Source organism: Tolumonas osonensis (genome assembly GCF_014202415.1).
Classification (GTDB): Bacteria; Pseudomonadota; Gammaproteobacteria; order Enterobacterales; family Aeromonadaceae; genus Tolumonas; species Tolumonas osonensis.
In genome coordinates this window covers 363,463-387,913 of sequence record NZ_JACHGR010000002.1, presented here as the reverse complement: position 1 = coordinate 387,913, position 24,451 = coordinate 363,463, and the positions used below count along the sequence as shown (strand labels likewise).

The following is a 24,451-nucleotide window of genomic DNA, read 5'->3' as shown; positions in this document are numbered from 1 at the left end:
CAATCAGATATCAATAAAAGTGCCATGTTTAAAATAATGAGAAAAAATAAGCCGGTGAGATGGATTGAGCGCATCTCACGGCGATTTGAACAAATTTAGTGGGGGATTATTGCACCAATAAGGTGCAAATGAGCTTGGGTGGGGCGTTTATAGTGAGGCGCCGGCACGCGCTGCCTGATCATAGACCCCGGCCAGCATACGCAAAAGCTGTGCTGTGTTACCGATCTCTTCGTTACTGATCCCGGTTTCAAGCAATATTTCGATCAAACAACGTTCGCGTACTTCCCGGTAACGTTCACACAGGGCGATACCATCTTCGGTGGCAGAGAAATAGACTTCTTTTCCTATCTTCTCGCTGGCGAGATAACCCATTTTCACCAGTTTTTTCAGTGCGTACGAAGCAATATGCGTATCTTCAATATTCAGCACAAAGCAGATATCAGCGAGTTTTTTTGCGGTTTTTCGGTGCGTAACATGATGAATTAACTGAACTTCTAGTCCAGTCATCTCTTTTTCACCCGCCGCCGACATACAACGTACCATCCAGCGATTGAATGCATTGTTCAGCACCGTCAGGCCAAATTCGAATTCAGAAAGCTCTCCGGCCCGTTCGGATACCAGATGTGACGAAGAGACAATTTTGATGGATTGATCGGACATAACGACTCCTTCCGTTTTGCTTTCAGTGTATCACCACCGGTCAGAAACCGATGTGTTTGTGATTTTTGGCCGGGTTATTATTTTTATGATATCGATAAATTATCGATAAATTGTAAATGTGGCCTTAAATTTGCCTTGTAATTAAAAAGGCTGTGTTAACGGCGGAGAGATGGAATTGAGTAAACCAACAGCCCATGGATATTGGGTCAATGAAAATGCCGTGACTATACAGGCGCCCGCACCGGTGTCACTGGTGCATCAGCAACGGATCTGGGCGCTTGGGGCATCGCTGCAGCAACGCAGTGGTATCACCGAAATTGTACCGGGAATGAACAACCTGACCGTACAGTTTGATGAACAGCTGGTGAATGGTGCGTCATTAATAGATGAATTGCTGACGGGCTGGGAATGTATTCAAGTCACTGGGCAAGCCGGGCGACTGATTGAAATTCCGGTGCGTTATGGCGGCGAACATGGTCCCGATCTGGCGGAGATTGCAGCACACACCGGGCTGACACCTCAAGAGGTCGTCCGGTTACACAGTGATGCGGAATACACAGTCTTCTTTATTGGTTTTCAGCCGGGGTTCGCTTATCTCGGTGGTATGCCGGAAAAGCTGACCACGCCACGCCGTGCGTCGCCGCGACAGGCGGTTCCTGCTGGCGCAGTGGCAATTGGCGGGGCCCAGACCGGGGTTTACCCGAAAACGTCGCCGGGAGGCTGGCAGATTTTAGGTCATACCGATGTGGTGTTGTTTGATCCGGATCGTGAGGAGCCATCGCTCTGGATGCCAGGCGACCGCGTGAAATTTGTAATTACCGAGGTCAGCTATGCCTGATTCAAAACGGATTGAAATTGTGCAGGCTGGTCCGTTAGTGACGGTGCAGGATCTGGGACGGTCAGGATCTCGTCATCAGGGGGTCAGCCGTGCGGGGGCGCTGGACGGATTATCACTTCGTCTGGCTAACCGGCTGGTGGGTAATTCTGATAATGCCGCCGGGCTGGAACTGTTGTTCGGCAATACCCGGATACGGTTCTTAAAAGAGATTTGGTTCGCGCTGACGGGCTGTGAGTGTTTTGCCACGCTGAACGGCAAACCGGTGTTACTGGGCTGGACAAAACGTGCCCGCGCCGGTGACGAACTGGTGATTGGTATGCCTCGTAATGGTCTGTGTGCTTATCTGGCCGTGGATGGTGGTATTGATGTCCCGGAGTTAATGGGCTCGAAATCAACCGATGTGCAGGGGGTATTCGGTGGCTGGCAGGGACGAAAACTGCAGAATGGCGATGTATTGCCAATCGGTAAGAAAAACCCGAAACAGCTGAAAAACCGAGGGGTGTTATTGCCAGCGTTGAATCATGAGATCCGCGTTCTGGCTGGACCGGAATGTGAACAGTTCGATGCAAAAATGCAGGATGCATTTTTCAATCATGGCTGGAAGGTTACAGCAGACAGTAATCGGATGGGTTTCCGTCTGGAAGGGGAAATGTTGCAGCGAATTGAATCGGCCGATCTGTTATCGCATGGCGTATTTCCCGGGGTGATCCAGGTTCCTCCAAACGGGCAGCCAATCATTCTGGCCGCTGAAGCGCAGGCAACCGGTGGTTATCCTCGCATCGCCACTATTATTCAGTCCGATTTATGGCGGGTAGGGCAGTTACGTCCCGGCGCATTTGTACATTTCAAACGTGTTTCCCGTGATGAGGCGGCGATCGCCAAAGCACAGCAGCAACGTTATCTGGAACGGATTTCGCTGACATTAGCAGAAGGATATTGAAATGGCTCAGGTTGATTTGAATTGTGATATGGGCGAGAGCTTCGGCGTCTATCAGTTGGGAAGTGATATGCAGATCATGCCGCTGGTCAGCTCAGCCAACATTGCCTGCGGGTTCCATGCCGGTGATCCGTCAGTGATGCGTAAAACGCTGGAAACGGCTGTCAGCCAAAACGTTGCTGTTGGGGCGCATCCTGGTCTGCCGGATTTGGTTGGATTTGGTCGCCGGAATATGCAGATTTCCGCTCAGGAAGCCTATGACATGGTGGTTTATCAGGTCGGCGCTTTGCTCGGTTTTGCCAGAACGACCGGTATTGCTCTGCATCATGTGAAACCGCACGGTGCACTTTACAACATGGCTGCAAAAGACAAAGCGCTGGCCTGTGCAATTGCACGGGCAGTGAAAGATATCGATCCCTTACTGGTGCTGTACGGATTAGCGGGCAGTGAATTGATCCGGGCCGGGAAAGAGGTGGGGCTTAAGGTTGCCAGTGAGGTTTTCGCTGATCGCACCTATCAGGCTGATGGCTCTCTGACTCCGCGTACACAACCGAATGCGCTGCTGCAGTCAGATGATGAAGCAGTACAGCAGGTATTAACCATGGTGACTGAAAAACGAGTCAAAGCAGTCACCGGGGAATGGGTGTCACTGGATGCAGATACTATCTGTATTCACGGTGATGGGGTACATGCTTTCAGTTTTGCGACAAAAGTTAGAGAGGCGCTGTTGCAGGCCGGAGTGGAAATTAAAACAATGTAGTTATGTTATTTAATTGGTTCAGGGAGAAGGAATATGGAACCTAGCAATGAAATGGTTATGGAAAATAGTCAGACGGTTGTGCGTCCCCGTATTAACTGGAGTGTTTTGCTCGGCGCCGCCTTTTTAATGGCAACATCCGCCATTGGACCGGGATTTCTGACACAAACCACCGTGTTTACAGAGAAACTGGGAGCCAGTTTTGGTTTCGCAATTCTGCTCTCCATTCTGTTGGATATCGGCGCCCAGCTGAATATCTGGCGTGTGATTGCTGTTTCTGAACGTCGCGGTCAGGATATCGCAAATCTGGTGTTGCCGGGGCTGGGCACGATTGTCGCTATTTTTATCCTGATGGGGGGCCTTGCTTTTAATATCGGGAATGTCGCTGGTGCCGGATTGGGTCTGAATGTTATTTTCGGGATTGATCCGATCCCGGGAGCCATCATCAGTGCGGCCATTGCGGTCGGCATTTTCCTGAGTAAAGAAGCAGGGATGGCGATGGATCGACTTGCTCAGCTTGCCGGTGTGGTGATGGTGGTGCTGACCTGTTATGTCGCGTTCAGTTCCGGAGCGCCGGTGGGTGAGGCTGTCTACAGAACCATTCTTCCTGAACAGATTGATACCATGGCCATAGTGACGCTGGTTGGCGGAACAGTTGGTGGATATATCACGTTTGCCGGCGGACACCGCTTATTGGATGCCGGTATCTCCGGTCAAAAAGCACTGGGTCAGGTAACCCGCAGTGCCGTCTCAGGCATCCTGATCACTTCGGTGATGCGGGTTGTGTTGTTCCTGGCCGTACTAGGGGTCATCTATCAGGGACTGAAAATTGATGCGGCCAATCCGCCAGCATCCGTGTTTCAGTTAGCCGCCGGTGATTTTGGTTACAAAATTTTTGGGATCGTCATGTGGGCTGCAGCACTGACATCTGTGGTTGGTGCAGCTTATACCTCGGTGTCGTTCATGCGCTCATTCAGCCCGATCATTGAACGGAACCAGAAATGGATCATTATTGGTTTCATCTTGTTCTCGACTATGGTGTTTGCGCTGGTTGGTAAACCGGTAAAAATTCTGGTGATGGTAGGTGCGGTCAATGGTCTGATTCTTCCTCTGGCATTGATTCCCATGCTGATTGCTGCTTATAAAAAATCAATTGTTGGTAGCTATAAGCATCCGGTCTGGATGGCGGTATTTGGCGGTTTTGTTGCACTGATCATGTCGGGGATGGGTATTTACACCCTGTTTATTTCGATCCCGAAGCTGTTTGCGTAATGGTATGCCGGTTCCTTCAGGGTGCACCAGTGTTCTCAGCAGGAAAAAGGAAGAAGCTCATCATGAGCTTCTTCCATATAGCTGTATTAATTGATCAACGGATAGGGCTTAAACAGATCATTCCCCAGCCAGTCTGGCGATTTCCCGGCATTTTTCATTTTCACCGGCTGGTAATTCTCCGCTTCATTCACATCCCCGTGTTTTTTATACACCGCGATATAAGGGAACGGATAGACCGGACGAGTGGCATCGATTTTGGTCTGTGCTACGGGCTTGGCAGCAGCATCACCACCTTTCTTATCCCGCACCGGCGTGCCGAAATCGGTCTTCTCATCCACATGCGGTTTTTTGGCCAGAATAGCCTGTGGCGCATGGCCTTGTTCGACCCAGTTCATCATTGGTGTCAGCAAATCAATCTGGTTAGGACCTTCGCCACCCTCACAGTGGTACATGCCCGGCAGCAGGTATAAACGTTCAAACGCGCTGGCTTTCTTCTCGCCCATGAATTTCACAACCGCTTTGTGATACTCGATGGTGTTTACCGGAGAGATGTGTTGATCGGCCCAGCCATGCCACAGGATCAATTTACCGCCACGCGCATAGAAGGCGGACAAATCAGGATTAGTGGAATCGTAGAAGCTGTGCATTGCTTTCAGATCGGCAAACAGCTTGCTATCAAACTTCATCGTGGAAAAACTGAAGTTGGTATCATCCGGAATGTCTTTGAATAAAACGCTACGGGCACCGCTGGCAATGATTTTGCTGAAGATCGGCTCATCTTTGCTGTTTGGCACAAACACACCAGCCCATGCCAGTTCAGAGCCGGGCAGGGGGCCGCCAGCGATCATGCTTTTACCGGTAGTTGGGTCGGTCGGGCCTTTATAGAAACGCTGCACCGCAGTGACCTCTTCCTGGGTCAGGCAGTCAGCGGCGTCTTTTTCACCTGTTTTGCATTGCAATATTGCCGGGTCAAACTGGCAGGAAAGCGGCTCGGAAATCAGACCATCTTTTTGTCCATCCAGGGTGTCACATTTTTCCAGCACGGCTTGATGGATCAGCGGTAGGCGGTTAGCCAGTACGATCGGTTTGCCATCTTTACCAGTATTGGACTGCGCCAGCCAGGGGTGATAGATGCCGTTCTGCACTTCGAAGTTCATCGCAGGAGCGCCGGCAATGATGCCATCGAAATCGTCCGGATAACGCTGCGCTTCAATTAACGCTTCACGCCCGCCATCGGAGCAGCCGCTGAAATAGGAATAGGCCGGATCTTTTCCGTAGAACGCCTTGATCAGGGCTTTGGATGTCACAGAGGTCAGGTGCAGGGAGCGGAAGGCAAAGTCGGCCCGTTTTTGCGGATCTTTACCAAACTCGCCACCCATGCCCTGATGGCCCATATCGGTAGCGGAAATCACGAACTCGCCATTGGTGACTGGCTCACAGCCGCTTGCGGCTCCGACCTGTTCAGAAATGCTGCCACACAGGCCACCACAGCCGATCTGCAGAAAACGTTGCTGCCAGTTGTTTTCCGGCAATTTCACCTTAAAACCGATGCTGGGCGCTAATACCCCTTCTACGGTACAAACCGATTGCCCGTCAATCACGGACGCAGTTGCCGATGTGACGTTACTGCCGGCGCCACCAATGACAGTCAAATCCACGCTGGCTAATGATGAGCAGGAGGTCACAGGTTTTATAGACTGAGCAAGCGAGGCTCCGTCTGGTTTTCCTTCGATCGTGGTTGTCGCTGCATATAAATAATGACTGGAAAACAACGATATGCCGATCATCGCAACCTGTGTTATCCGAAAAAGATCTTTTCCCATAGTTCACCCAATATGTCGTTATTGATGATGATATTCGTGCTGGTTTTGTCTTTGTTTGAACCAGCAACTGAGATACTCTAGTGGTTAGAGTATCTCTAAGGTCAAGTCGGATTATTTTTGGTGTGCAGTGTTTTCGACGGGAGTTTGCTGAAAACCGGTACGGTGTCACATTATCGATTTTATGTATGAAATATTACTCAATCAAAGAGTTTGAAAAGGTCACCAACATCTCTGCTTATAATCTGCGGTTTTTCGATAAGATCGGATTGTTACAGCCAAAAAGAGAGGCTAACGGCTACCGGTCATACGCCTTATCGCAGATTGCTGAAGCACAAATGATACTAATCCTGCAGCAGGCCGGGGTGCCGAATAAAGAGATCAAAACCATTCTGGATCAATATGCCTGTGAGCAAACGATTGATAAACTGGATGATTATCAGCGGCGGCTCGCTTCTTTGATTGAGCAAATGACGGCCTCTCATCAGTATTTGCTGAACCAGATTGACGATCTGAACTACATACAACAGGCCAAAAAAAATCTGGATGAGCCGTTCATAGAATCGCTTCCGGAAAAGCAGATTGGTGTTATTGAACTACAGACCGAAGATATTCTTGATTTTTTTGATACCGTTCGGAATTTGTGCAAACAGGATTCGTGGTATTTATCGAGCCACTATGGTTTTATCCTGGATTCCGCAGATATTCAGCAGTGTTATCCATTGAAAAAGATGTACTGCTATATTGAGCCGGTATTGTCTTTGTTCCCCGAAAAAATTCAGGCAGATAATTATATGTGCATGTACTCACGGGGAAGTCTGGAAAATAACCGCAAAGTAAAATGGCTGCTGGATTATGCACAGCAGCAGGGCCATTTACGGCCGGATAATATACTGATCGAAAACGTCAGTGGGCCGGTCATTGATAAAGAGAAATCAGAGTTTATTATTAAAATCATGATTCCTCTTGGTTTGAAAAAATAAACTGCGTCTTGTACTTGATTGCCGCATTTTACTCGCGGGCATGCTCCGCCATATAGTCGATAAACGCTCTGACCTTGGCCGAAAGATGCTTCCGGCTGAGATAAACGGCATACAGCGAAAAGGTGCCCATCGTCCATTCCGGTAACAGCGCCGTCAGGGTGCCGTTCGCGATCTCCTGCTCCACAATAAAATCCGGCTGAATGATGATGCCGCCATCGGCCAGCGCCAGTGTTTTCAGCACATCGCCATTGGTGGCGTGAACCTTAGGCTGCACGCGGATATGCACTTCCTCGCCTTCGGCATTGATAAACGACCAGTTATCGCCTGTTGCCAGGTAGGAGTAATTCAGAATGTCATGTTCTGTCAGATCTTCCGGTGTCTGCGGATAACCATGCTGCTTCAGATAGGCGGGAGATGCACACATGATCATCGGAATATCGAGCAGTTTCCGGGCGATCAGTTGCGAACTGAGTGCGCGGGAAATGCGCAGCGCCACATCAATGCCTTCGTTAGCCAGATCGACCACCCGATCGGAAAGGTCAATATCAAGCTGAAGTTCCGGATACCGCTGGCGAAAACCGGTCAGGAGCCGCGCCAGCTCGTGCACGCCATACGACAGCGGGGCACTGATGCGTAATGTGCCTTTTGGCTGCATGACCTGCTGACCCACAATCGACTCCGCTTCCGCCAGATCACTGAGAATGGACTGCGAGCGTGAATAGAACTCCTGACCGGCATCGGTCAGCGAGAGTCGGCGGGTCGTCCGGTGCAGCAATCGGGCGCCCAGATGCGATTCCAGTCCGCTGATCTGCCTGGACATTGCCGCAGTTGAGGTGTTCAGCATTTCCGCGGCAGAAACGAAATTGCCCTTATCGACGACAGCCACAAACGCCTGCATCGCTTTCATCATGTCTATCATACGCATCTCCATTATTACGATTATCGCAATAATAACTTGTCCATGATGCGCTTTTTCTTCTGATTGTTACAACTAATATATGTATCAAGGTCATCAACAAATCGATGACACCGACAAATTAACGATGGAGATACAAACATGAAAGTTTCAGTGATTGGTGCAGGCAACATGGGTTCAGGTTTCGTCAAACAACTGGCTGGCGCAGGTTACACAGTACAAGTGACTGCCCGTGATCAGGCCAAAGCCGAAGCCGTTGCCAAGGCAAATGGTGCTACTGCGGTCGATGCAAAAACAGCCGCCACGGCAGATCTGATTGTACTGGCCACCGGCTATGCCGATGCCGTCGCTGCACTGCAGTCACTCGGTGACCTGAGCGGTAAAACCGTGATTGATATTACCAACCCGCTGACTGCCGACTATATGGGACTGACCATCGGTCATAGCACCTCTGCCGCAGAAGAGATCGCCAAAGCGGTACCGGGCGTGAAACTGGTGAAGGCGTTCAATACGGTCTTTGCGCAAGTGCTGGCGGGCGGCGCGAAATTACCAAGTGGCGAGCAGGTTCAGGTTTTCGTTGCCAGTGACGACGCGGCGGCAAAACAGACAGTCACCACCGTTGCCACCGAGCTGGGCTTTAAAGTCGTGGATGCCGGTGCCCTGAAAAACGCCCGTTATCTTGAAGCGGTCGCTGGTTTCAACATCTATCTGGGTTACGGCGCCGGGTTAGGTACCGCCATCGCGCCAAGCTGGGCGGGTTTAAGCGCGTAATCACAGGTTAGCAATGCTGAATTAGGAGTGAATAAGATGAAAAACATGATCCGTAATTCTCTGGTTGCGCTCGCTTCGGCGCTGGTTCTGAATGCGGCACAAGCTGCTGGTGGCGATGGCAATGGTGGCTTGATGGCCCGGATGATGGCGAAGAAATATCAGCCACAAGTGATCACCGACCCGGCCGCACAGGCGCGCTTGGCAAAGATTCATATTGCCGATGACGGTCATCAGAATGGTGGCCTGATGAAACAGATGATGGCATCCCGCTATCCCGGAAAAGTGATCTCCGATGAAAAGGCCCAAGAACAACTGGCTCAGGTCCGGATCCCGGCAGGTAGCGGCAACGGCGGACTAATGGCAGAAATGCAGTCCGCGGAAAAAGCGGATATTCGCGGGTAACGAACGGACAAATATTGAAATGGCACGGCGGTGACGCTGTGCCATTCGGTATGATTATGTGAGATCAGGCGCGAGGCCAGCCCGACAACCACTGAGAAAATCCAGTTCCGGCTTGTAAACCGATGTGGCGACTTTCGTCAGCCCCAGCAGACTGTGGGACAGATAATCCTGCGAGAGCTGTTTTGACTCTGCCGTTTTGCGTACGCAGGTCATATCAATCTGGTTCTCTTTGACATAGTTAGGCGATAACCAGAGTAATGCCGGGACATGCGTCTGTTCTTTTGGCGCAACCGCATAAGGGGTGCCGTGCAGATAGAGTCCATTTTCGCCCAGTGATTCGCCGTGATCTGACATATACAGCATGCTGGTGTTGTAGCGGTCACTGTACGATTTCAGAACACTGACAATCCGCGACAGCATGTAATCGGTATAGGCAATGGTATTGTCGTAAGTGTTAACCAGCTCTTCCTGCGTACAGTTCTGAATATCACTACGCTGACAATCCGGTGTAAATCGGCGGTGTGATGCCGGGTAGCGCCGGTAATAGGTCGGGCCATGGCTGCCAATCAGATGCAATACCACCATGGTGTCCTTGCCGTTTGCTTTCGCCAGCGCTTTTTCCAGTTCGGGCAGCAGTATTTCATCGAAACAGTATTCACCATCGCACAGCGGTGAATCAGTCTTGATGCTGATATTCAGGGTCGGAACGCGTCCGCAAACTCCCTTACAGCCGCCATCGTTGTCAATCCACTGCACATTGACGCTGCCACGCTGGATCACATCCAGCACGTTATCCTGGTTGGCGGCGCGGTTTTCATCATAATCCGAGCGGCCCATGAATGAAAACATGCAGGGCACAGACACCGCGGTGGCGGTGCCGCAAGAGGATACCTGACGGAAAGAAATCAAGTCATCAGACGCGGTAAACGGGTTGGTATCACGGGAATAACCGTTATAGCGGTAGTTCATTGCACGGGCGGTTTCACCCAGTGCCATGACGGTGATCTGCGGACGAGTAACTGTCGCGGCGACCGCTTTTTTCGCATCCAGCCCCAGTTGCTGATAAACCAGCGGGGTAGTGAAGTAGTTCTTCTTCAGATACTTATAACCGCTCCAGACGTACTGGGTCGGAACGATATATTTCTGCAGATATTTATTGTTACGTCCGATAGAGGCGTAATCCTGATAGTAGAAAGACGCAATAATCAGCAGCCCCAGGACGGAAAGTCCCATCAGGGCGGTTTTACTTAAAACTTCTTTAAACAGCGGCCGGTAGATAATGTTGGTTCGGGTTATCAGAAACGCCGGTACAACCCCGGTCAGAATGAAACTGATCACCAGCGACGCATTGAGATAACTGGATGCTTCAGAGAGGTTGGTCTGAGATGAATTCTGAATCATGCCGTAATCAAACACGACGCCATAGGCGAGCCCGGCGTAGAACACCAGCGAAGATGATACCGTCAGAAAGATGAAGAGCGGTTTGCTGATGTATTTGATCGTGAACAGCGAAAAAAGAATGATTAAGGCAAACAGCACGAAAAAAGGAATGGAAACAATAAAGCCTGCTTTCACCTGGTCGATTTTGCCCAGCACTTTCCACGATTCACGGAAAAACGGGTAGTTGAGAATGACCGTAAAATAACTTGCCAGCAATAATGTAAAGTACTGACTTTTAACATTAAATCTCAATGACACTCTGTTACCTGTCTGATTGGTCTTAATATGAGTGCATCATGATAGTAAATGAACCTTAACTGAGAATTAAGCCAGCGTATTCCGTGCAGATAAAAAAGCCCCGAATGAACGGGGCTCAAATTTTACCGGTTTTTTTCTGGTTTCCCCGGCGTACTTTTACTCAGCAATCTCAATCAGGACATCGCCCGGATTAACGCGATCGCCTTTGGCGACGTGTACGGCTTTTACCGTACCGGCAACCGGCGCCATGATTTCAGTTTCCATCTTCATGGCTTCAGTGACCAGCAGCGGCTGACCGGCTTTCACGGTATCGCCTTCTTTGACCAGCACATCAACGATGTTGCCCGGCATAGCGGTGCTGACATCGCCCGGTGCAGCAGCCTGTTTGCGTTTGCTGCCTGACGCGGAACCGACGTAGTTATTGAGCGGCTCAAAGACCACTTCTTCCGGCAGACCATCAATCGACATATAGAAGTGACGTTTGTTGTCACCCTTGATGCCGATCCCGGTGATGTCGATGTGGTAGGTTTCGCCATGTACGTCGATCACGAATTCGGTCGGCATGCCTTCCTTCGCGACAGACTGTGCTGCATTCGCATCTGGCTGCGGCAGCAGTACTTCCGGTGTCAGTGTGCCGTTTTCACGTTCCTGCAGGAACTTGCGGCCGATATCCGGGAACATGGCAAAAGTCAGCACGTCTTCTTCGGATTTTGCCAGCGCGCCGATTTCAGCAGTCAGTTTCGCCAGTTCCGGTTTCAGCAGATCAGCAGGACGGACATCAATGATCTCTTCGTTGCCAATCGCCTGACGTTGCAGTGCAGCGTTAACCGGCGCAGGGGATTTACCGTAACGGCCCTGCAGATACAGTTTCACTTCGTTGGTGATGGTTTTGTAGCGTTCACCCGCCAGTACGTTGAATACAGCCTGAGTGCCGACGATCTGCGAAGTAGGGGTAACCAGTGGCGGATAGCCCAGGTCCTTACGAACACGAGGGATCTCGTCGAATACTTCGTTGATACGGCTCAGCGCGCCTTGTTCTTTCAGCTGGTTGGCTAGGTTGGACACCATGCCGCCCGGAACCTGATTGACCTGAACGCGGGTATCCACGCCGGTGAATTCGCTTTCGTACTGATGGTATTTTTTACGTACTGCATTGAAATACATGCCGATTTCCTGCAGCAGCTCCAGATCCAGTCCGGTGTCGTATTCGGTGCCGCGCAGGGCAGCTACCATTGACTCGGTGCCCGGATGGCTGGTACCCCAGGCCATGCTGGAGATGGCGGTATCGATATTGTCGGCACCGTTCTCGATCGCTTTCAGCTGGCACATGGAAGCCACACCGGCGGTATCGTGCGAGTGAATGAAAATCGGCAGATCCACCGCCGCTTTCAGCGCTTTAACCAGATCGCCGGTAGCGAACGGGGTCAGCAGACCGGCCATGTCTTTGATCGCGATAGAGTCTACACCGAGATCGACCAGTTCAAGCGCCTGAGCGACAAAGGCTTCGGTGGTATGTACCGGGCTGGTGGTGTAGCAGATAGTGCCCTGCGCATGTTTACCGGCTTTTTTGACGGCACGGATAGCGGTAGACAGATTACGCACGTCGTTCATGGCATCAAACACACGGAATACGTCGATACCGTTTTCTGCGGCTTTGGCGACAAAGGCTTCAACCACGTCGTCACTGTAATGGCGGTAGCCCAGCAGGTTCTGACCACGCAGCAACATCTGCAGACGGGTATTTGGCAGTGCGCGGCGCAGCTGACGCAGACGTTCCCACGGATCTTCCTTCAGGAAACGGACACAGGAATCGAAGGTAGCGCCACCCCAGACTTCCAGTGACCAGTAACCTACCTGATCCAGCTTGCCGCAGATGGGCAGCATGTCTTCGGTACGCATGCGGGTTGCCAGCAGTGACTGATGGGAATCACGCAGGATAGTATCGGTAACAGTAATTTTTTTGCTCATTCTCAATTCTTCCTCTTCCGGGTATCCGGTCTGAAATTCTTATAATCCGGCGTATGCCGCGATAGCGGTGGCAATAGCGAGAGCCAGCTGTTCGGGTCTGCGTTTTTCCGAGTATTCCAGCAGTTCAGGATGGTTTTCCACGAAGCTGGTATTGAACTCGCCGGTTCTGAATTCAGGATTACGCAGGATCTCCTGGTAATAAGGGGTGGTCGTTTTCACGCCATGAACCCGCATATCATCCAGCGCGCGCAGGCCACGGGCCAGAGCCTCTTCCCACGTCATAGCCCGGACGATCAGTTTCAGACACATCGAGTCGTAGTGGGGAGGGATCACATAGCCGGTGTAAATCGCCGTGTCGGTACGCACACCCGGACCGCCCGGAGCGTAGTAGCGGGTGATTTTGCCGAAGGAAGGGAAGAAATTGTTTTTCGGATCTTCCGCATTGATACGGAATTGCAGCGCGAATCCCTGATGATGGATATCTTCCTGTTTGACAGACAGGGGCAGGCCGGAAGCAATCCGGATCTGTTCCCGTACGATGTCGATACCGGTGATCTCTTCGGTAATGGTATGTTCCACCTGCACGCGGGTGTTCATTTCCATGAAGTAGACTTCTTCACCGGTCAGCAGGAATTCAACGGTGCCGGCATTTTCGTAGCCAACCGCTTTCGCGGCGCGTACGGCCAGTTCGCCGATATAGGCACGTTGTTCCGGGGTCAGTTGCGGACTTGGGGCAATTTCAATCAGTTTCTGGTTACGGCGCTGAATCGAGCAGTCACGTTCATACAGATGAACGGTGTTACCAAAACTGTCAGCGAGGATCTGCGCTTCAATATGTTTTGGATTAACGATGCATTTTTCCAGGAAGACTTCCGCAGAACCGAACGCCTTGGTGGCTTCGGAAATAACACGCGGATAGGCCTGTTCCAGCTCTTCGCGGCTGTTACAGCGACGGATACCACGTCCACCGCCACCGGAAGTGGCTTTCAGCATCACCGGATAACCGATACGCTCAGCTTCGCTGATGGCCTGCTTCAGATCGGCCAGGTTGCCTTCTGTGCCCGGCGTGCAAGGCACACCAGCTGCGATCATACTGCGGCGGGCTTCGGTCTTGTCACCCATACGGCGGATAACTTCTGCGCTCGGGCCAATGAATTTGATGCCATGTTCATCGCAGAGCTCGGCAAGCCGGGGATTTTCTGAAAGAAAACCATAGCCCGGGTGCAGGGCGTCACAACCGGTTTCTACGGCCAGACTGACTAAACGTTGCGGGTTCAGATAACCTGACAGCGGATCGGCGCCCAGCGAATAGGCTTCATCGGCACGTTTCACGTGCAGTCCATGGCGGTCGGCTTCTGAATAGACAGCCACCGAGCGGATACCGAGTTCAGCGCAGGCGCGAACAATACGCACTGCAATTTCACCACGGTTGGCAATCAGAATTTTTTTGATCACGAAAAACTGCCTCCTTGTCTGTTCAATGATGAACAACTCCTAAACACCATAACCCTACGACTAAACAGGAATTAATTTAAATTAATTCTTATTGTGTTTACTATAAGTAAAGACTTATACATAGGTGAATATCATGCGAAATTCATTGATGCGTATCACATTGCGGCAATTACAAGTGTTTCGTGCTGTCTGTGAACAGCTTTCATACAGTCGTGCAGCAGAAATGATGGCGCTGACTCAACCGGCGGTCAGTCTGCAGATCCGCCAATTAGAGGAATTGATCGATCAGCCTCTGTTCGAATATGTCGGCAAGAAGCTCTATCTGACTGAAGCGGCAGAAAAATTATTGCAGGCGACCACGGATATTTTTCAGCGGCTGGACGAGCTGGACATGCAGTTATCGGATCTGCGGGGATCGCTGAAAGGTCAGTTACGCATCGCGGCCGAATCAAGCGCCAAGTACCTGACACCGCATTTGCTGTCTGCCTTTCAGCAGCGCTTTCCGGAAGTCAGCCCGCTGCTGCGGGTGGTCAACCGGGCACAGATCCTGCGCCGTATGGCGGATAACCGGGATGACCTCGTGATCATGTCGTTGGTACCGGAGGATATGGCGCTGGAGTTTATGCCGTTTCTGAATAACCCGATTGTGGTTGTCGCGCCTGCAGATCATCCGTTATGTCAGATTAAGGCGGAAGAATTGACACTGCATGATCTGCAGGAATACCCGTTGCTGATTCGTGAGTCAGGTTCTGGGACACGTAAAGCCTGTGAGGAGTTTTTCCAGCAAAAACGGGTTCATTTCACCAGAACGATGGAGCTCAATTCGCACGAAGCACAATGCGAGGGGGTGATGGCCGGGCTGGGGATTGCGTTTTTACCGCGACATGCGGTGTATCGGGAATTACAGACCGGCGATCTGAAGGAGTTACCGGTCAAGGGATTGCCGCTTTATCGCAGCTGGTGTCTGGTTCATGCCCGCGGTAAGCGATTATCGCCGGTTGCCCAGGCGTTTGTTGATTTTATCCGTACAGAAAGGGACGTGATCAGTCAGATAGCGAAACGATTTGAAGTGAAACGCTGACGCCGGTTGCTCATCGGCTGCCGGAAGATCTATGCTGAATGCTCAGGCTCTGTCAGGGATTTCGAGTATGTATAGTCAGCTTCCGCTATTTATCCGCCAGTGGCATCACGAACATTCGGTGAAACGGGATCAGACGCGTCAGGAGGGCAGTTATAAACCGAACCTGATTGTCTTTTCCGGCGCGGGGTTGTCGGCGGAAAGCGGGATCGCGACATTTCGCGGCAAAACGACGGTCTGGAACAGTGAGGAAAATGCCCGCTATCTGGAGTCCTGGATCATTAATCGCGACTTGTCCGGTTTTCTTGATTTTCATAACCAGCGTCGGCGGGAGATGCTGGCTGCAGAACCGAACGCCGCGCATAAAGCCATTGCCGGGCTGGAAGGGCGGTTACCGGTAAAAGTCATCACGCAGAATATTGATGATCTGCATGAACGGGCCGGCAGCCGGACGATTCTGCATCTGCATGGCAGCATTCTGCATCTGCGGCCGCAGGGTTTTGACGGTGAACGTTACCGCAGCGACTGGGTGGAGGATATTCAGGTCGGCCAACTCGATCCGCAGACAAAAACGCAGTTGCGGCCGGATATCGTACTGTTTGGCGAAAGTATTTACGGCTATGACACGTCGATGGCGTGGCTGGCCAAAGCGGATATTGTGGTGGTGGCCGGCACCAGTCTGGTGGTGGAACCGGCCGCTTCGTTACTGCGCTGTACACATCCGGATGCCCGGGTTTACTACATCAATATTGAGGCATTACCGGAAGCGCGTCTGCCTTTTGCTGGTCAGCAGCTGATTGGGCCAGCCAGTGAAAAAATCCCTGAATTGCTGGCCTCATTTGTCGGTTGAATCGGTTACAGCGGCAGTCTGTCGCGCAGACAGATCTCCCGCAACGCATCCAGATGATGCTGATGTTCGGCTTTGACGGTCTTGAATTGTTCCATGATCGCTTTTGTGGCCGGTGACAGTTTGGCGGCTTTATCGGCTGGTATCGTATCGGAATAATACAGTGCCTTGGCATCATCCATCGGGATCGGTGTGCCGGTCGCAATCAGGTAAAACACCTTGTGCCGGTTTGAGCGCGATTCATAATCGAACAGGAAGATCGCGGCATGCGCCTGCAGATTGGTCTCTTCTTTCAGCTCGCGGATCGCAGCGGCAAGACGGGATTCCCCCCGGTTAGCCTGTCCGCCCGGCAGCAGGATCATGTCGTGCCCGGTGTCAGTCAGTAAAATGCCATGGTCGCATTCCACGATACAGGTTGCCCTGCGTGGCTTGAAATGCATATTCATGTTGGTGTTCTCCTGTTTAATGCTCTGTATTTTATGGATTAAAAAATTTTCCTCATTATTAGTAGGCTTTACGGCAAAAGTCTATGCTGCAGGTCACCGAACATAAAACGAACAGAATATTTCCGGTTGTGTGTCAGTCGCTTACATAGAGACATTCCTGGTTCTGAACTACGCTTATCACTATAAAAACAGTGAAAAGATCGGATTTGGACCATGTTTATCGCCAATTTGTCTGTCAAGGAAGCGCTGGACAGTCTGCGCACATCGGAAGAGGGATTGAGCTCGGCGGAAGCACAGCGTCGGCTGAAAGAGTTTGGCTATAACAAGCTGGAAGAGATCAAGCGTCAGTCGGTCTGGTTGAGTTTTATTCAGGAATTTACCCACTTTTTTGCCATTATTCTGTGGCTGGCCGCCGGACTGGCGTTCTGGGCCGAAAGTCAGGCACCCGGCGAAGGGATGTTTCTGCTGGGCGTTGCCATCCTCGGCGTTATTCTCATTAACGGTGTGTTCTCTTTCTGGCAGGAATACCGTGCCGAGCGGGCAATTGCGGCACTGACCAAGTTGTTGCCACAACAGGCGCTGGTGTGCCGCAGTGGCAAACTGCAGACGGTACCAGCGGAAATGCTGGTGCCGGGAGACTGCATCGTGCTGGAGGAAGGTGACAACATTCCGGCGGATTGCCGGCTGATTGAATCCGCCGGGGTACGGGTCAATATCTCGACGATCACCGGGGAATCACAGCCAAAAGCCAGAATGGCCGATGCGGTGACGGAAACCTCACACCTGGCAGCGGCCAATATTCTGCTGGCGGGGACCTGGGTGGTCTCCGGTCAGTGCCGTGCGGTGGTCTTTGCAACCGGACGACACACGGAGTTTGGTCAGATCGCCCATCTCACGCAGGCAGAAAAAGAAAGCGTTTCCCATCTGCAACTGGAAATTGCCCGGCTTTCGAAGCTGGTGGCGGCCTTTGCGGCTATTCTGGGGATACTCTTCTTTGCGATTGGAACTGCGATCGGATTGTCGTTCTGGACCAGTCTGATGTTTGCCATTGGGATCATTGTGGCGAATGTCCCGGAAGGGTTGCTGCCGACGGTCACTCTCAGTCTGGCCATGGCAACGCAGCGGATGGCGAAACGCAATGCGCTGGTGCGTCATCTGACGGCGGTTGAAACACTGGGCTCCACCACAGTGATCTGTTCAGACAAAACCGGCACCCTGACTCAGAACAAGATGACCGCCACACAGATTTATATTCACGAGCAACTCGTTCCTGTTGAAGCACATGCCCAATATGAGCATGAAATCCGGCTGATCCAGAATGCGCAGTATTGTCATAACCTGAAAAAGAGCCTGCAGGGAAAGCATTATGTGCTGCTGGGTGATCCGATGGAGATTGCGCTGGCCGAGTTTGGCAGAAAAAGCCATGACTTCGGGGATATTCCGGTTGAATCGGAGATCGCTTTTGACAGTGAACGCAAACGCATGTCGGTGGTGATTGAACACGAAGGCGTTCGCTGGCTCTATTGCAAGGGGGCACCGGAAACCGTCTTGCCACGATGCCGTCATATCGAGAGTCGGGGAAATATCCGGGAGCTTGATTCTGCCGGGCAGGAACAGATTATTACCGCGCAGAATACGATGGCCAGAGAGGGATTGCGGGTGCTGGCGTTTGCCTATTGCCGGCTGGAACCGGAGCAGATGCCGCAGGAAAGGGAGATGACTTTTTCCGCGCTGATCGGCTTGCAGGACCCGCCGCGTCCCGAGGTGAAAGAGGCCATTGAACGCTGCCATACCGCCGGGATCAGAGTCATCATGGTGACGGGCGATCATCCGCAGACAGCGGTGGCGATTGCCCGGCAGATTGGCCTGGTAAAAACGGAACATCCGCTGGTATTGCAGGGCGAGGCGTTACGCAAAATGACGGGGGCTCACCTGCACCTGTTACTGGAAAGTCCGGAGGTGATTTTTGCCAGGGTGACAGCTGAACAGAAGATGCACGTGGTCAAGGCCCTGAAAAGGAAAAAGGAAATTGTGGCTGTCACCGGAGACGGGGTGAATGACGCGCCAGCACTGAAAATTGCGGATATCGGTATTGCCATGGGGGTCGCCGGTACCGATGTGGCGAAAGAAGCGTCGGACATCATTCTGCTGGATGATAACTTTGCCAGTATCGTGAATGCGATCGAGGAGGGCAGAACTGTTTTTGAAAATATCCGCAAGTTCATGACTTACATTCTGACTTCCAATATCCCGGAAATCCTGCCTTATATTGCCTTTGTGCTGTTTAAAATTCCGCTGCCGCTGACGATCATTCAGATCCTGGCCGTGGATTTAGGGACCGATATGTTGCCGGCGCTGGCGCTGGGTGCCGAACCTTCCGATAAAAAACTGATGCAACAACCGCCCAGACCCGCCAAAGAGCGACTGTTATCCTGGGGGCTGGTGGCCCGGGCCTATTTGTGGCTGGGGATGCTGGAGGCCGCTGCTTCGTTATTTGTCTTCTTCTTTGTCTTGAATCAGTCGGGCTGGGAATATGGCGTCATGCCGGGCAAGTCTGATCCAATGTATATGCAGGCGACGACGGCCTGTCTGGCGGCCATTGTCATGGCGCAAATCGTTAATCTTTTTATCTGCCGGCATCCGCGCAGCTCTGTGTTTTCACTGAAACTGGATTATAACCCGCTGCTGTGGCAGGGGATCCTTGTCGAAGTCGCCCTGATCCTGCTGGTTGTTTATACCCCGTGGGGCAATGCTTTGTTTGGCACGTACCCGCTGGATCTGTCGGTATGGGGACTGATGATCGTACTGGCGATGGGGATTGGCCTTCTTGAAGAAGGCCGGAAATGGATAGTGCGGCGTTATTTTAGTGACTAGCCTGAGTTAATCACTGGAAGACAGCTATGGTTACAGCGATTCCATCAATGATGTGCCTTTGTTGGAAACAGTCGCCAATCCATGGGCGATCAATCCGGCGGAACGATTGTCTGCGCTGGCCCTGCAGATGGGATGGAACATTGCAAAATGGATTCGTTAGCGGTCATTTTCTGATGAGTCTCAGAGAAAGCCGGTTAAATTCGTTAAACCAGTGCGCATCCGGGCCGGATATAAGGTACATTTTATATAACGCTTATTTGCCGGCTTTATATGGATATAATTCATCTCGATATTAAAAGCATGATGCTGATGTGCGTTTTCATCGGCTTTCTCATCTCCGGCGGACTGGCTGCTTTACTGCGGGATCGGTATGTCTGTCCGGGAATGCCTTACTGGGTGATCGGATTCTGCTTTTTCACACTCGGGATCTTTTTTGCCGTTTATCGGGCCTATGCGCCGCTCTGGGTCAGTGTCTTTTTCGGTAACTTATTCAGCTTCATTGGTGCCAATCTGTTATGGCTGGGTTTGCTGAAATATAACCAGCGTATCAAGCCGTTTCATTATTCCATGCTGGCTTTTTCTCTTCTGGTGGCAACGCTGTTGCTGTTTATGCTGAATGCCGGCGTGCCGGAAATAAGACGTGCTGAACTGGTCTCCTTTGTCTTCAATATGCAAAGCCTGTTGTGTATCCGGGAGGCGCTGAAGGACAGGGCGAAATATGAATCCGGGCGGCTGATGTTTGCGGTCACCTGTATTCTGGCAACCACCGGTTCCCTGTTGCGTTTTTTGACCTATCAATACGAGCCATCCTATTCCTTGCTGAGTACCAACATCAGCAATTTGTTGCTGGTTTTTAATGCCATTATCGTTCTGCTGGGCTTAAGTTTCAGCATCATGTTGATCACGTCGCAATGGCTGCAGCAGAAGCTGGCGGCATTCGCTTCCTATGATGCATTAACCGGTATCTATAACCGGTACGGATTGAGTGAACAATCATCGACGACGCTGTTTAACGCTGACGGTAAGCTATCCGTGACACATTACAGTGTCGCCATGCTCGATATCGATTTTTTCAAAAAAATCAATGACGATTACGGCCATCCGGTGGGTGATGCCGTCTTGAAAGAAGTGGCTGCCCGGGTCCGGCAAAATATCCGGCATCACGATATCCTCGCCCGCTATGGGGGGGAGGAATTCATCGCGGTTTTACCGGAAACGAGCATAACCGATGCCTTGAACTGGGCCGAGCGTGTCCGGACCCAGGTTGCGGCGCAGCCCATAGAGGTTAATCAGCACGCTATTCATGTCACACTGAGTATCGGTGTTGTGGATCTGGCTGAAGGAAAATACGCGTCGCTGGAGGAGGCGATCGGGAAGGCGGATATTGCGTTGTATCAGGCAAAAGAAAACGGCAGGAACCAGGTCCGCCGCTTTGGCTGACTATCTGACTGCAAAAAAACAGGCAGGTTCTGGTGAAGGAACCCGCCTGTTCATGTCATTTTTATCCGGTTTTTACCGGACTGTTAGTTTCAGCTTAGCAACGCCCGCGCTTTTTCCAGCACATTTTCATCGGTAAACCCGAACAGCTTGAACAGTTGCTCTGCCGGAGCGGATTCACCGAAGCTGGTCATACCGACCACGTCACCATCGAGACCGGTGTAGCGCTGCCAGTAATCGGCAATGCCGGCTTCAATAGCGAGTCTCGCTCTGACTGACTTCGGCAACACCTGTTCTTTGTACTCCGCCGATTGTTTGTCAAAGCGCTCAGTGCAGGGCAGGGAGACCACGCGGACTTTTCGGCCTTCGGCATTCAGCGTGTTCGCCGCGTTAACTGCCAAACTGACCTCGGAACCGGTGGCCAGAATAATCAGCTCCGGCGTGCCATCGCAGTCCAGCAGGGTGTAACCGCCACGTTCGATATCACTCAGTTGTTGCGGGGTACGCGGCTGCTGCGTCAGCGCCTGTCGACTGAAAATCAGCGCACTCGGGCCATTGGTGCGCTCAATCGCTTCCCTCCACGCCACCGCCGATTCCACCTGGTCACACGGACGCCAGGTTTCCATGTTCGGCGTCAGACGCAGGCTGGCGAGTTGTTCCACTGGCTGGTGGGTCGGGCCGTCTTCGCCCAGACCAATCGAGTCGTGGGTATAAACGAAGATGGAACGCTGCTTCATCAGCGCCGCCATGCGCACCGCGTTACGGGCATATTCCATAAACATCAGGAAGGTACCACCGTACGGAATGAAGCCACCGTGCAGCGCCACGCCGTTCATGATGGCGGACATACCAAATTCACGTACGCCATAGTGCAGATAGTTGCCTTGCGGCACTTCGGCACTGACGTCTAATGCAGAGGTATGACGGGTCAGGTTGGACGGCGCCAAATCGGCAGAACCCCCGAGCAGTTCCGGCAGGATTTTGGCATAGGCGTTCAGCGCTTTCTGGCTGGCCTGACGCGAGGCAATATTGGCTGGGTTGGCTTGCAGGTCGTTAATGTAATCCTGTGCCTGCTCGGCCCAGTCGACTGGCAACTGACCGTGACTGCGGCGCAGCAGTTCCGCGGCCAGCTCAGGGTATTCGGCGCGGTAAGCACTGAAGTGCTGTTGCCAGCTGGCCTGCTGATGAGCACCCTGTTCCCGGGCGTTCCACGCCTGATAGATGTCCTGCGGAATTTCAAACGGCGCATGCGGCCAGTGCAGGAACTCGCGCACATGCGCCACTTCATCTTTGCCCAGCGGCGCGCCATGACAGTCATGGCTGCCAGACTTGTTCGGTGAGCCGTAACCGATGATGGTTTTGCAGCAAATCAGCGTTGGCTGAGAAGTATTGGCCTTGGCTTCCTGAATCGCCATCTCGATTTCCTGTGGATTATGGCCATCCACGGAATCCAGCACCTGCCAGCCATAGGCACGGAAGCGCGCCGGAGTATCATCGGTAAACCAGCCATCGACATGACCGTCAATGGAGATACCATTGTCATCCCAGAAGGCGATCAGTTTACCGAGGCCTAAGGTGCCGGCTAAAGAGCACACTTCATGTGAAATCCCTTCCATCAGACAGCCGTCACCCATAAAGGTGTAGGTGTAATGGTCGACGATATTGTGATTCGGTTTATTGAACTGTGCCGCCAGTGTTTTTTCCGCCAGCGCCATGCCCACCGCATTGGCAATGCCTTGTCCCAATGGACCAGTGGTGGTCTCTACGCCTGGCGCATAACCGTATTCCGGGTGGCCCGGGGTTTTGGAGTGCAGCTGGCGGAACTGTTTCAGCTCAGACAGCGGCAGGTCATACCCAGTCAGGTGCAGCAGGGAGTAGAGCAGCATCGAGCCATGGCCGTTGGATAAGATAAAACGGTCACGGTTGATCCACTGCGGGTCAGCCGGGTTATGTTTCAGGTGGTGACGCCACAGTACTTCAGCGATATCCGCCATGCCCATCGGGGCGCCTGGGTGGCCGGAATTAGCCTGTTGCACCGCATCGACACTGAGCATACGTACGGCATTGGCGAGGGTTTTAGCATTTAAACTCATCAGAAACTCCAGTCAGCAATCATAAAAATAGTTAAGAGAATAAAATCGGGAAACGGGTGTTGGCGTAATGACGGTGTTATCACTAACGTAAAACGAGGAATAACATCCCTGTCGGATGACCCTCCGCGCCAAGGATGGCGCGGCGGAGTCCCCATGGATGGGTTTACGACGTGTCAGGAGACAGGGATGCTGTTCCGAGCATCCCAACACGCCATCAGCACCAATCCAGACGCCCAAACAAAATCACGCCAAACGAGACGCCAATAACTGCTCCAGCTTCACCTGGTCAATCGCAAAATTACGGATCCCTTCCGCCAGTTTCTCGGTCGCCATGGCATCTTCATTATGCTGCCAGCGGAAAGCCGCTTCGCTCAATGGAGCCGGCCGTGGCAGACGCAGACCGTCATCGGCTAACTGACGTACCAGTTCACCACTGGCTTCGCCCAGTTCCTGCAACAGATTCGGGCTGATGGTCAGGCGGTCACAGCCGGCCAGAGCCAGCACTTCGCCAAGATTACGGAAGCTGGCGCCCATCACTACGGTGTTATAACCGTGCTGCTTGTAATACTGATAAATCGCTTTCACGGACTTCACACCCGGATCAGTTTCGGCGGTATAGGTTTCACCGGTTTTGGCTTTGTACCAGTCCATGATTCGGCCCACAAACGGCGAAATCAGGAACGCGCCGGCTTCGGCACAAGCGCGGGCCTGTGCAAAGGAGAACAGCAGGGTCAGGTTGCAGTTGATGCCTTCTTTCTCCAGCTGTTCCGCGGCGCGGATGCCTTCCCAGGTGGAGGCAATCTTGATCAGCACGCGTGAACGTGGAATGCCCTGATACTCGTACAGGCCAATCAGCTTGCGGGCTTTTTCGATGGTAGCCTGTGTATCAAAAGAGAGGCGGGCATCGACTTCGGTGGAGATGCGGCCCGGTACATGTTTCAGCACTTCACAGCCGATGGCGACAATCAGCCGGTCGGCAGCTTCTTCAACCTGCACGGCCTGCTCGGACGAGAGTTGTTTTGCCTGAAACACCACCTGTTCCAGCAGCGGTGCGTATTCCGGACTAGAAACGGCTTTTAAAATCAGTGACGGGTTGGTGGTCGCGTCTTCCGGGGAATACAATTTGATTGCAGGTAACTCGCCGGTATCGGCAACGACGGTGGTAACGGCACGTAATTGATCTAACAAACTGCTCACGG

20 protein-coding genes are annotated in these 24,451 nt (G+C 52.2%); 11 read left to right on the top strand and 9 right to left on the bottom strand.

Going from position 1 to position 24,451, the window contains the following annotated elements:
• Nucleotides 1–147 precede the first annotated feature (147 nt).
• Nucleotides 148–660 (bottom strand): winged helix DNA-binding protein, encoded by a 513-nt coding sequence (locus HNR75_RS04295; protein WP_188025784.1) that lies wholly within the window; start codon nt 658–660, stop codon nt 148–150.
• 169 nt (nt 661–829) lie between these two features.
• On the opposite strand from HNR75_RS04295, the gene pxpB reads away from it, so the two are divergent.
• The 4 genes from pxpB to HNR75_RS04275 are packed head-to-tail and all read left to right on the top strand — an operon-like array spanning nt 830 to nt 4,464.
• Entirely contained in the window at nt 830–1,498 is a 669-nt protein-coding gene (gene pxpB, locus HNR75_RS04290) for a 5-oxoprolinase subunit PxpB (RefSeq protein ID WP_188025783.1), read from the top strand.
• A complete protein-coding gene (locus HNR75_RS04285; RefSeq protein ID WP_188025782.1) occupies nt 1,491–2,438 on the top strand; it encodes a 5-oxoprolinase subunit C family protein in 948 nt (315 codons plus the stop codon). Before pxpB ends, HNR75_RS04285 begins: the two co-directional genes overlap by 8 nt.
• A gap of 1 nt (nt 2,439) precedes the next feature.
• On the top strand, nt 2,440–3,195 hold the full coding sequence (locus tag HNR75_RS04280; protein WP_188025781.1) for a LamB/YcsF family protein: 756 nt from the start codon (nt 2,440–2,442) through the stop codon (nt 3,193–3,195).
• 33 nt (nt 3,196–3,228) lie between these two features.
• On the top strand, nt 3,229–4,464 hold the full coding sequence (locus HNR75_RS04275) for an NRAMP family divalent metal transporter (RefSeq protein WP_188025780.1): 1,236 nt from the start codon (nt 3,229–3,231) through the stop codon (nt 4,462–4,464).
• 86 nt (nt 4,465–4,550) lie between these two features.
• Here the strand turns inward: HNR75_RS04275 and HNR75_RS04270 are convergent, their stop codons facing one another.
• Nucleotides 4,551–6,287: a tannase/feruloyl esterase family alpha/beta hydrolase gene (locus HNR75_RS04270; RefSeq protein ID WP_188025779.1), complete on the bottom strand. Its 1,737-nt coding sequence runs from the start codon at nt 6,285–6,287 to the stop codon at nt 4,551–4,553.
• Between the two features lie 185 nt (nt 6,288–6,472).
• Here HNR75_RS04270 and HNR75_RS04265 point away from each other — a divergent pair, with 185 nt between their 5' ends.
• A complete protein-coding gene (locus tag HNR75_RS04265; RefSeq protein WP_188025778.1) occupies nt 6,473–7,267 on the top strand; it encodes a MerR family transcriptional regulator in 795 nt (264 codons plus the stop codon).
• 28 nt (nt 7,268–7,295) lie between these two features.
• Here the strand turns inward: HNR75_RS04265 and HNR75_RS04260 are convergent, their stop codons facing one another.
• Nucleotides 7,296–8,186, bottom strand: coding sequence for a LysR family transcriptional regulator (locus tag HNR75_RS04260; RefSeq protein ID WP_223157754.1), 891 nt, complete (start codon nt 8,184–8,186; stop codon nt 7,296–7,298).
• Nucleotides 8,187–8,324: 138 nt separating this feature from the next.
• Between HNR75_RS04260 and HNR75_RS04255 the strand changes: the two genes are divergently transcribed.
• On the top strand, nt 8,325–8,954 hold the full coding sequence (locus HNR75_RS04255; protein WP_188025777.1) for an NADPH-dependent F420 reductase: 630 nt from the start codon (nt 8,325–8,327) through the stop codon (nt 8,952–8,954).
• 36 nt (nt 8,955–8,990) lie between these two features.
• Nucleotides 8,991–9,356, top strand: coding sequence for a hypothetical protein (locus HNR75_RS04250; protein WP_188025776.1), 366 nt, complete (start codon nt 8,991–8,993; stop codon nt 9,354–9,356).
• 54 nt (nt 9,357–9,410) lie between these two features.
• Here HNR75_RS04250 and HNR75_RS04245 read toward each other — a convergent pair whose 3' ends face one another.
• The 3 genes from HNR75_RS04245 to HNR75_RS04235 all read right to left on the bottom strand — a co-directional run bounded on the left by HNR75_RS04245 (nt 9,411) and on the right by HNR75_RS04235 (nt 14,477).
• Nucleotides 9,411–11,054 carry a phosphoethanolamine--lipid A transferase gene (locus HNR75_RS04245; RefSeq protein WP_188025775.1) on the bottom strand — a complete coding sequence of 548 codons (1,644 nt, stop codon included), beginning with the start codon at nt 11,052–11,054 and terminating at the stop codon, nt 9,411–9,413.
• A gap of 156 nt (nt 11,055–11,210) precedes the next feature.
• Nucleotides 11,211–13,022: a sodium-extruding oxaloacetate decarboxylase subunit alpha gene (oadA, locus tag HNR75_RS04240; protein WP_188025774.1), complete on the bottom strand. Its 1,812-nt coding sequence runs from the start codon at nt 13,020–13,022 to the stop codon at nt 11,211–11,213.
• A 39-nt stretch (nt 13,023–13,061) separates the two neighbouring features.
• Complete coding sequence (locus HNR75_RS04235; RefSeq protein WP_188025773.1) at nt 13,062–14,477, bottom strand: acetyl-CoA carboxylase biotin carboxylase subunit; 1,416 nt, start codon at nt 14,475–14,477, stop codon at nt 13,062–13,064.
• A 133-nt stretch (nt 14,478–14,610) separates the two neighbouring features.
• On the opposite strand from HNR75_RS04235, the gene HNR75_RS04230 reads away from it, so the two are divergent.
• Nucleotides 14,611–15,558: a LysR family transcriptional regulator gene (locus HNR75_RS04230; RefSeq protein ID WP_188025772.1), complete on the top strand. Its 948-nt coding sequence runs from the start codon at nt 14,611–14,613 to the stop codon at nt 15,556–15,558.
• A gap of 67 nt (nt 15,559–15,625) precedes the next feature.
• Nucleotides 15,626–16,405 carry an SIR2 family NAD-dependent protein deacylase gene (locus HNR75_RS04225; RefSeq protein ID WP_188025771.1) on the top strand — a complete coding sequence of 260 codons (780 nt, stop codon included), beginning with the start codon at nt 15,626–15,628 and terminating at the stop codon, nt 16,403–16,405.
• A 5-nt stretch (nt 16,406–16,410) separates the two neighbouring features.
• Here HNR75_RS04225 and HNR75_RS04220 read toward each other — a convergent pair whose 3' ends face one another.
• Nucleotides 16,411–16,848: an NUDIX domain-containing protein gene (locus HNR75_RS04220; protein ID WP_188025770.1), complete on the bottom strand. Its 438-nt coding sequence runs from the start codon at nt 16,846–16,848 to the stop codon at nt 16,411–16,413.
• A gap of 213 nt (nt 16,849–17,061) precedes the next feature.
• Here HNR75_RS04220 and HNR75_RS04215 point away from each other — a divergent pair, with 213 nt between their 5' ends.
• Nucleotides 17,062–19,722, top strand: a complete 2,661-nt coding sequence (locus HNR75_RS04215) for a cation-translocating P-type ATPase (RefSeq protein WP_188025769.1) — start codon at nt 17,062–17,064, stop codon at nt 19,720–19,722.
• A gap of 270 nt (nt 19,723–19,992) precedes the next feature.
• Entirely contained in the window at nt 19,993–21,162 is a 1,170-nt protein-coding gene (locus HNR75_RS04210) for a GGDEF domain-containing protein (RefSeq protein ID WP_188025768.1), read from the top strand.
• 89 nt (nt 21,163–21,251) lie between these two features.
• On the opposite strand, the gene tkt is transcribed toward HNR75_RS04210, so the two are convergent.
• Nucleotides 21,252–23,252, bottom strand: a complete 2,001-nt coding sequence (tkt, locus tag HNR75_RS04205; protein WP_188025767.1) for a transketolase — start codon at nt 23,250–23,252, stop codon at nt 21,252–21,254.
• A gap of 243 nt (nt 23,253–23,495) precedes the next feature.
• Complete coding sequence (gene tal, locus HNR75_RS04200) at nt 23,496–24,449, bottom strand: transaldolase (protein ID WP_188025766.1); 954 nt, start codon at nt 24,447–24,449, stop codon at nt 23,496–23,498.
• Nucleotides 24,450–24,451: the final 2 nt, after the last annotated feature.

What these genes read in the sequence shown, in the direction of transcription:
- HNR75_RS04295 (WP_188025784.1), bottom strand. Translation starts at nt 660, where the DNA reads ATGTCCGATCAATCCATCAAAATTGTCTCTTCGTCACATCTGGTATCC.
- pxpB (WP_188025783.1), top strand. Translation starts at nt 830, where the DNA reads ATGGAATTGAGTAAACCAACAGCCCATGGATATTGGGTCAATGAAAAT.
- HNR75_RS04285 (WP_188025782.1), top strand. Translation starts at nt 1,491, where the DNA reads ATGCCTGATTCAAAACGGATTGAAATTGTGCAGGCTGGTCCGTTAGTG.
- HNR75_RS04280 (WP_188025781.1), top strand. Translation starts at nt 2,440, where the DNA reads ATGGCTCAGGTTGATTTGAATTGTGATATGGGCGAGAGCTTCGGCGTC.
- HNR75_RS04275 (WP_188025780.1), top strand. Translation starts at nt 3,229, where the DNA reads ATGGAACCTAGCAATGAAATGGTTATGGAAAATAGTCAGACGGTTGTG.
- HNR75_RS04270 (WP_188025779.1), bottom strand. Translation starts at nt 6,287, where the DNA reads ATGGGAAAAGATCTTTTTCGGATAACACAGGTTGCGATGATCGGCATA.
- HNR75_RS04265 (WP_188025778.1), top strand. Translation starts at nt 6,473, where the DNA reads ATGAAATATTACTCAATCAAAGAGTTTGAAAAGGTCACCAACATCTCT.
- HNR75_RS04260 (WP_223157754.1), bottom strand. Translation starts at nt 8,186, where the DNA reads ATGATAGACATGATGAAAGCGATGCAGGCGTTTGTGGCTGTCGTCGAT.
- HNR75_RS04255 (WP_188025777.1), top strand. Translation starts at nt 8,325, where the DNA reads ATGAAAGTTTCAGTGATTGGTGCAGGCAACATGGGTTCAGGTTTCGTC.
- HNR75_RS04250 (WP_188025776.1), top strand. Translation starts at nt 8,991, where the DNA reads ATGAAAAACATGATCCGTAATTCTCTGGTTGCGCTCGCTTCGGCGCTG.
- oadA (WP_188025774.1), bottom strand. Translation starts at nt 13,022, where the DNA reads ATGAGCAAAAAAATTACTGTTACCGATACTATCCTGCGTGATTCCCAT.
- HNR75_RS04230 (WP_188025772.1), top strand. Translation starts at nt 14,611, where the DNA reads ATGCGAAATTCATTGATGCGTATCACATTGCGGCAATTACAAGTGTTT.
- HNR75_RS04225 (WP_188025771.1), top strand. Translation starts at nt 15,626, where the DNA reads ATGTATAGTCAGCTTCCGCTATTTATCCGCCAGTGGCATCACGAACAT.
- HNR75_RS04220 (WP_188025770.1), bottom strand. Translation starts at nt 16,848, where the DNA reads ATGAATATGCATTTCAAGCCACGCAGGGCAACCTGTATCGTGGAATGC.
- HNR75_RS04215 (WP_188025769.1), top strand. Translation starts at nt 17,062, where the DNA reads ATGTTTATCGCCAATTTGTCTGTCAAGGAAGCGCTGGACAGTCTGCGC.
- HNR75_RS04210 (WP_188025768.1), top strand. Translation starts at nt 19,993, where the DNA reads ATGGATATAATTCATCTCGATATTAAAAGCATGATGCTGATGTGCGTT.
- tkt (WP_188025767.1), bottom strand. Translation starts at nt 23,252, where the DNA reads ATGAGTTTAAATGCTAAAACCCTCGCCAATGCCGTACGTATGCTCAGT.